This window comes from Nioella sp., assembly GCF_964229645.1.
GTDB lineage: Bacteria > Pseudomonadota > Alphaproteobacteria > Rhodobacterales > Rhodobacteraceae > Nioella.
On record NZ_CAXREX010000166.1, the window covers coordinates 1 to 6,773 of the forward strand.

Annotated in this window: 8 protein-coding genes and 2 pseudogenes; 8 read left to right on the plus strand and 2 right to left on the minus strand. The window is 64.1% G+C overall.

The features are described from left to right. The coding region (locus ACEQXV_RS10945; RefSeq protein WP_370269147.1) for an AAA family ATPase at positions 1-726 on the minus strand (726 nt) is incomplete at its 3' end. A gap of 209 nt (positions 727-935) precedes the next feature. Between ACEQXV_RS10945 and ACEQXV_RS10950 the strand changes: the two genes are divergently transcribed. The 7 genes and pseudogenes from ACEQXV_RS10950 to ACEQXV_RS10980 form a co-directional block, all read left to right on the plus strand. After that, positions 936-2,129 carry a hypothetical protein gene (locus ACEQXV_RS10950; RefSeq protein ID WP_370269148.1) on the plus strand — a complete coding sequence of 398 codons (1,194 nt, stop codon included), beginning with the start codon at positions 936-938 and terminating at the stop codon, positions 2,127-2,129. 110 nt (positions 2,130-2,239) lie between these two features. Then, the gene (locus ACEQXV_RS10955; protein ID WP_370253490.1) at positions 2,240-2,593 is read left to right on the plus strand and encodes a CidA/LrgA family protein; all 354 of its coding nucleotides are present in this window, start codon (positions 2,240-2,242) and stop codon (positions 2,591-2,593) included. Further along, entirely contained in the window at positions 2,586-3,299 is a 714-nt protein-coding gene (locus ACEQXV_RS10960) for an LrgB family protein (RefSeq protein ID WP_370253491.1), read from the plus strand. Before ACEQXV_RS10955 ends, ACEQXV_RS10960 begins: the two co-directional genes overlap by 8 nt. 177 nt (positions 3,300-3,476) lie before the next feature. Beyond that, the gene (gene rsfS, locus ACEQXV_RS10965; RefSeq protein WP_370253499.1) at positions 3,477-3,839 is read left to right on the plus strand and encodes a ribosome silencing factor; all 363 of its coding nucleotides are present in this window, start codon (positions 3,477-3,479) and stop codon (positions 3,837-3,839) included. A 7-nt stretch (positions 3,840-3,846) separates the two neighbouring features. Beyond that, a complete protein-coding gene (rlmH, locus tag ACEQXV_RS10970) occupies positions 3,847-4,317 on the plus strand; it encodes a 23S rRNA (pseudouridine(1915)-N(3))-methyltransferase RlmH (RefSeq protein WP_370253493.1) in 471 nt (156 codons plus the stop codon). Positions 4,318-4,455: 138 nt separating this feature from the next. Beyond that, positions 4,456-5,229, plus strand: a complete 774-nt coding sequence (locus tag ACEQXV_RS10975; RefSeq protein WP_370269149.1) for an FkbM family methyltransferase — start codon at positions 4,456-4,458, stop codon at positions 5,227-5,229. Positions 5,230-5,243: 14 nt separating this feature from the next. Next, positions 5,244-5,336, plus strand: a pseudogene (locus ACEQXV_RS10980) (23S rRNA (pseudouridine(1915)-N(3))-methyltransferase RlmH); the annotation flags it as partial. A 20-nt stretch (positions 5,337-5,356) separates the two neighbouring features. Here ACEQXV_RS10980 and ACEQXV_RS10985 read toward each other — a convergent pair. Further along, on the minus strand, positions 5,357-6,298 hold the full coding sequence (locus tag ACEQXV_RS10985) for a Hint domain-containing protein (RefSeq protein WP_370269150.1): 942 nt from the start codon (positions 6,296-6,298) through the stop codon (positions 5,357-5,359). Positions 6,299-6,539: 241 nt separating this feature from the next. On the opposite strand from ACEQXV_RS10985, the pseudogene ACEQXV_RS10990 reads away from it, so the two are divergent. Next, a pseudogene (locus tag ACEQXV_RS10990) lies at positions 6,540-6,773 on the plus strand (2,3-bisphosphoglycerate-independent phosphoglycerate mutase); the annotation flags it as partial.

A 6,773-nucleotide genomic window follows, 5' to 3' on the forward strand; every position in this document is an offset into this window, starting at 1 on the left:
ATCGTCGGCCTCTTTCCAGCGCCGATAGAGCAACATCCCCTCGGCGTGGCGCAGTTCACCGCCGATTTCGCGGTAACGGGCCGCCTGCTTGGCCTGGCGTGCCAATTGGTTCAACTGGCCTGTCAGCTGTTCCAGCACATCCTCGACACGGGCAAGGTTGGTCTCAGCCCCCTTCAGCTTCAACTCGGCCTCGTGGCGGCGCTGGTAGAGCCCTGAAATCCCGGCGGCCTCTTCGAGGATACGGCGACGCGCCTTGGGCTTGGAATTGATCAGCTCCGAGATCTGCCCCTGCCGCACAAGCGCGGGCGAATGCGCCCCGGTCGAGGCATCGGCAAACAGCATCTGAACATCGCGGGCGCGCACGTCCTTGCCGTTGGTCTTGAAGGCCGATCCGGCGTCGCGCGTGATCCGGCGAATGACCTCCAGCTGGTCGGATTCGTTGAAACTGGCGGGCGCAAGCCGCTCGGTATTGTCGATGGTCAGCGCCACTTCGGCGAAGTTGCGCGCAGGGCGGGTAGAGGCCCCCGCGAAGATGACGTCTTCCATGCCGGCACCGCGCATGGCGGTCGGGCGGTTTTCCCCCATGACCCAACGCAGGGCTTCCAGCAGGTTCGACTTGCCGCAACCGTTCGGCCCGACAACGCCGGTCAGACCGTCCGCGATGATCAGATCGGTCGGATCGACGAAGCTTTTGAAACCGTTGAGCCTGAGCCGCGAGAACCGCACGTGCCTGCCTTTTCTTGATTCCACTGCCGGAGTTTCTCTGAGCAAACGCCCCTGAGTCAACGGACAGCCCCCGTATCTGGCGGTTTTTCGCTACTTATCCACAATATATGGGTGCGACATCATGTTAGTTAACAAGGTCAATTTATTTGTTGCGCCCGCAACGTTGCCGCGCTACTTGATTGTCATTGTCAATTAATGGAGTGTCCAGTATGACCCTCGCAGCAAACCGCTATTCGCCGCTCTACTTCCTCGCCTCCGTGGGCGCGGGCGGCCTCACCGTCACCTTCTTCATGTGGCTGATGTTCTGGGTTCCCCATACCGGACGCCCGGTGCCGATCTTCGAAGACAACTGGGCCATGCTGACCGGCGGCACCCTGGCGCAGCAGGCGATGGTTCTTGGCGCTTGGGCAGGGATCGCCATCTTCGGCTTCCTCAACCTCAAGCTCCTGGCCTTCAACCTGGGCCGCTTCGCCGCCTTCCGCCGCTCTGACGCCTATGAAGCCTTCGCCAAGTCCAACGCTGGCAGCCAGGTTCTGGCGCTGCCGCTGGCCCTGGCCATGTCGGTCAACGCGGCCTTCATCCTTGGACTGACCTTCGTGCCGGGCTTGTGGAGCATCGTGGAATACCTCTTCCCCGTGGCAATGGCTGCGTTTCTCGCCATCGGCTGGCTGGCCTTCCGCGAGTTGGGTCACTTCATCAAGGAACGCCTGCATTCCGGCGGCTTCGACTGCTCCGCCAACAACAGCTTCGCCCAGATGCTGCCCGCCTTCGCCCTGGCCATGACCGGTGTCGGCCTCGCCGCGCCTGCCGCCATGACGCTGGTGCCCGTCGTGGCCGGTGTCTCGATCGTGCTGTCGACCTTCTTCATTACCGCAGCGATCATCCTGGCCCTCATCGTCATGGTCATGAGCGTGCGGCCCATGCTGGAACATGGCGTCAACGTGGAAGCGGCCCCGACCCTGATGGTCGTGATCCCGCTGATGACCGTGATCGGCATTGCCATCCTGCGTCAGAACCACGGCCTGCATGTCAGCTTCGAGGCCCATGGCACCGCCGCCGACACGCTGGTCCTGCTGACCCGCTTCCTGTCGATCGAGGTGATCTTCGCGCTCTTCGGACTCGCGGTCCTGTCCCGCGTGGGTTACGTCGCCCGCTTCGTGACCGGGTCGGAAACCTCGGCCGGCTCCTATGCGCTGGTCTGCCCCGGTGTCGCCCTCTCGGTCATGACCCACTTCTGGCTGAACAAGGGCCTCGTGGCCGCTGGCATCGTCGCCAAGTACTCGGTCGCCTACTGGGCCATCTCGGGTGTCGCGGTTGCCTTCCAGTTCGCCATGATCGTTCTGGTCTGGATGCTGGCCCGCAAGCACTTCAAGCCCGTCTCCGGCGCTGCCGTCCCCGCCTGATCCTCCCTTCAGGTGCACCAAGGCCCCCGGTCCTCCAGCGACCGGGGGTTTTTCGTTTGCGCAGGCCCCGGCCGGGGCTAGGGTGGCGGCAGGGTATCGAGGGGCTGGCAATGATCCTTCACATCACGGTTCTGCTGGTCTTTCAGTTGGTTGGCGAGGTTCTGAGCCGCGCTGCCCTGCCCGTGATGCCCGGCCCGGTGCTTGGCCTCGTTCTGCTTCTGGCCGCGATGGTCGCCTTCCCAAGGCTGGCCGAGGCGATCCGGCCCACGGCAAACGGCATTCTTTCACACCTCTCGCTTCTCTTCGTGCCCGCGGGGGTCGGCGTTGTGGGGCATCTCGATCTCATTGCCTCGCACGGGGTTGCCCTCGTTGCCGCGCTGGTGGTGTCCACCATCCTGGCCATTGCCGTCGGAGCCCTCGTCTTCGTCGGCGTCGCGCGGGTCACGGGGGCCGGGGATGACTGAGGTCTGGCAGCTCTGGACCTACCTGTCCGAAGGCCCGCTGGTCTGGCTGACCCTGACACTGGCCGCCTACCTTGCGGCGGACTGGCTGTCACAACTGGCTGGGCGCGCGCCGCTGGCCAACCCGGTTCTGCTGGCCGTGATCATGCTGGCGGTCACGCTTTGGGTCACCGCCACGCCCTATGAGACCTATTTCGAAGGCGCGCAGTTCGTTCACTTTCTGCTCGGCCCCGCGACGGTGGCGCTGGCCGTGCCGCTTCACGCCAATCTCGGACGCGTGCGCAAGGCGCTGCTGCCCATGCTGGCGGCGCTGCTGGCGGGCTCTGTCACGGCCATCGCCGTGGCCCTTGGCATTGGCAACGCGCTTGGGCTGGAGCTTGAGCCGCTACTTTCCCTCGCCCCCAAATCCGCCACCGCCCCCGTCGCCATGGGCGTGTCCGAGCGCATCGGCGGCGCCCCTGCGCTGACAGCGGTCCTGGTGATCCTGACCGGCGTCATCGGCGCCATCGTCGCCACGCCGCTGCTGAACCTTCTGCGCATCCGTGACTGGCGCGCGCGCGGCTTCGCCGTGGGCGTCGCGGCCCATGGCATCGGCACCGCCCGCGCCTTCCAGGTCAACCAGACCGCCGGCGCCTTTTCCGGCATCGGCATGGGGCTTAACGCCATTCTCACCGCCATCCTGGCCCCCCTCGCCGCAGGCCTCTTTTGACAGATTGGCCACAGGGGCCATCTTGATTCCCCTTGCGAATCAGCGCGCCGGTTGAGACAGCCCCACCCCGATGCTATCTTGACCCTATCCCGGCGCCGGGGATTGCTGCGGCGCGTTGCGAAGGAGGACCACGTCCTGACTGGACCTGTTCAGGCGGCCGAAACCCAGGCTGCACCCGTGGCGCGGATCGCGCGCCCCACCAAGACCCTGACGAGCGACGCTCTGCTCGCCCAGGTGCTCGACTCCCTCAGCGATGACAAGGCGGAAGAGGTCGTCCAGATCGACCTGCGCGGCAAGTCCCAGATGGCCGATTACATGGTCATCGCCTCGGGGCGTTCGTCGCGGCAGGTCGCGGCGATTTCCGAGAAGCTTGTCGAGCGGCTGAAGGAAACCTTCGGGCTGTCGGCCCGGATGGAAGGCAAAGACACCGGCGACTGGGTGCTGATCGACGCGGGCGACGTGATCGTCCACGTATTCCGCCCCGAAGTGCGGGAGTTCTACCAGCTCGAGAAGATGTGGCTGCCCACCGGCAGCGTCTGATCTTCTCATGCGGGTGACCTTATGCGTTGTGGGCCGGCTTCGGGCCGGACCCGAGGCAGAGCTTGTTACCGACTATCTGAAACGGTTCGACCGGACGGGGCGGGCGCTTGGCCTGGGCCCCGCGCGAATCGTGGAGGTCGAGGACAAGAAGGGCGGCGGCAAACCCGCCGAGGCGGAGCTTTTGCGCAAGGCGATCCCTGCGGGCGCGCTGGTCTGCGCGCTCGATGAACGCGGCCGGGTGATGTCATCGCCCGATTTCGCGGGCGCTCTTGCCAAGCGCCGTGACCAGGGCGCTCAGGACATGGCCTTCGTGATCGGCGGCGCCGACGGCATCGACCCCGCGCTGGTGGATCAGGCCGACATGGTGCTGAGCTTCGGCGCGATGGTCTGGCCCCACATGCTCGCCCGCGTGATGCTGACCGAACAGCTCTACCGCGCTGCGTCCATTCTGGCGGGCAGCCCGTATCATCGGGTGTGAGGGGATGGACGCCCCGGCCCCGTACTGCCGGGGTCTATGACAAAGCTTCAATCCGCGCGACGACCGTTCTATAGAACACCCAACTGCGGTGCGCGCATCCTTGGGCACCCTATTGCCGAACTGAATACGAGGCGCTTCATGTCCGATACCCTTTTTCATTCTCAGCACGGCGAAGACGCGCTCATTCTTCAAGTCATTGGGACCTCTGGCTACTTCGTAGAGGTTGGCGCGCTCGAAGGGGTTCAGCTGTCCAATACCTTCGACCTCGAAGGCGCTGGCTGGACCGGACTCCTGATCGAAGCGCACCCGATGCTATTCGCGCAGATGCAAACCAACCGCCCGAACGCGCAGCTGGCACACGCCGCCGTTGGCGAAACCGACGGAGAGCTGACGTTTTACGGCGTCGAGAGCGGGTCGTTGTCCACCTTCGACCGCGACCAGCGAGACTATTTCATCAAGAACCGCTCGGGCGTGACGCTGGACAGCTACACCGAATACAAGGTCCGCGCCGCCACCCTGACAACCCTTCTGACCGAGGTCGGCGCACCGGCCGTGATCGACATGATGTCGATCGACATCGAGGGCGCGGAACTGCCCGCCCTGCGAGGGCTCGACTTCGGTGCCTTCGACATCCGGGTCCTGATCGTGGAAAAGGATGACGCGCGCGCCAAGCAGGGGATCGAAACCCAGGTCGCAGAGCTCCTGCACGCCAAGGGATACGAGCTCGCCCGGCGGATCGGGGCAAACGACTTCTGGACGCGCGACCCGGCCCTGCGGGACAAGATCCGCAACGCCCATCTCAAGGCCAGCCTGCAAAGCGGCGCAGTTGTCGATATGGCGCCCGGCGTGAACAGCACCAAGCGCAGCTTCTGGCGCCGCATCAAGGACAGCGCCAAGAAACGCCTGGGCTAGAGTGACGGGCCACGGTCCGGCCCCACATGCCGGACCGCATCAGGCTTGCCGAACAACTCTACCGCGCCGCGTCCATTCTGGCGGGAAGTCCCTATCACAGGGTCTAGGCTGCCCACCCAATCACGCCTCAGGCGGCGGCTTTGCCTGCCAGCAACGCCTTGATCCGCGCGGGAACCTGACGCGCACTCATCGCACGCGGGTAAGGCAGATCTTCCATCTCCGGCACATCGCCGAAGAGCGCCTCGAACTCGGCATAGTTGTCGAAGACCCGTCGGCTCACGTTGTCGATGAAGGTCTCCGCCGCGGCGCCGTTGGCGAGGATGATCTCATGCGCTTCGGTCTCGATATGGTAGACCGTGAAGGTCTCGCCCATCTCGTCCAAAGGAACACGCGTGATCGTCGTCCCATTCACCAGCGCCCCTGCGTGGCAGATCACCCCATCCACCAGCATCCCGTGATCGGCCGTGACCGTGAGGTCAGAGAAGGGCAGACCATTGCCCAAAGATCCCGCGGCAAAGCGCACCGGCAAAAGTCGTTCCGCGGGGTTAAACAGAGCAGAGACTGTCTGACGGCCGATCCATCTCACGGACACCAAGCGCCCGTTCATATCCAGTATCAAGCTCCCCGGAGAGAGGGCTTCGACAGCTAAGCTCCCGTCCGGTGTCGCAATCAAGGTCCCTGCCAAGAAACAGGCTGGTGTCGAACTCAGCGTTTGGGTCGTGGTATTGCGCGCGAAGCTGTTGATGCTCTCACGCGTGGCAACAGTGAATGCCCCCTCATTGGTCAGCACCAAAATCGCATCTGGATCGGTAAGGCTCCCGTCGGTGGTGAAGACATAACCTACCTGCCCGTTAAACGTGCCGCTGCCGACATAGGTGGCATTTCCGCCGTCGGAGATACCACTATCCGTGACAACGAACGCTTCTAGCCCACTGACCTGAACCACGTCGCCCTGAGAGATGACACCGTCATCCACGAGCGCCGTTATCGTTACATCCGTATCGCCACCGGAGCTAAAGAAACTGCCATCACTGGCGTACTGAGCGTTGAACGTAAATTGCGTCGCCATTGTCCGACCTATCAATGAAACAATGAGCCGACTTTACCTAATCGGACATGCGTAATCCACGCCTTCTTATGGCGCGCTTCATGTCTCCCAAACTCCCTCCCCGTCTGCACGCCCGGTGTACGGGGGGTGTACGGGGGGCGCCCCCCCTTTTCGGGCGCGTCCCGATGCCGCCCGGTAGAGGTTGCGTGCGGGTCGTGGCGGGCCTAGAACGCGGGGGAGCGTTGTGAAAAAGGGGGTTCAGATGGCCGTTCCCAAGCCCGTGGTGCTATGCATTCTCGACGGATGGGGCCTTGCCCCCGCCGGGCCCGGAAACGCCCCTTCCCTCGCCGCAACCCCTTGTTTTGACAGGCTTATGGCAACCTGCCCCAATGCCACCCTTGTCACCCACGGCCCCGATGTGGGCCTGCCCACGGGGCAGATGGGTAACTCCGAGGTCGGGCACACCAATATCGGCGCGGGCCGTGTCGTCGCGATG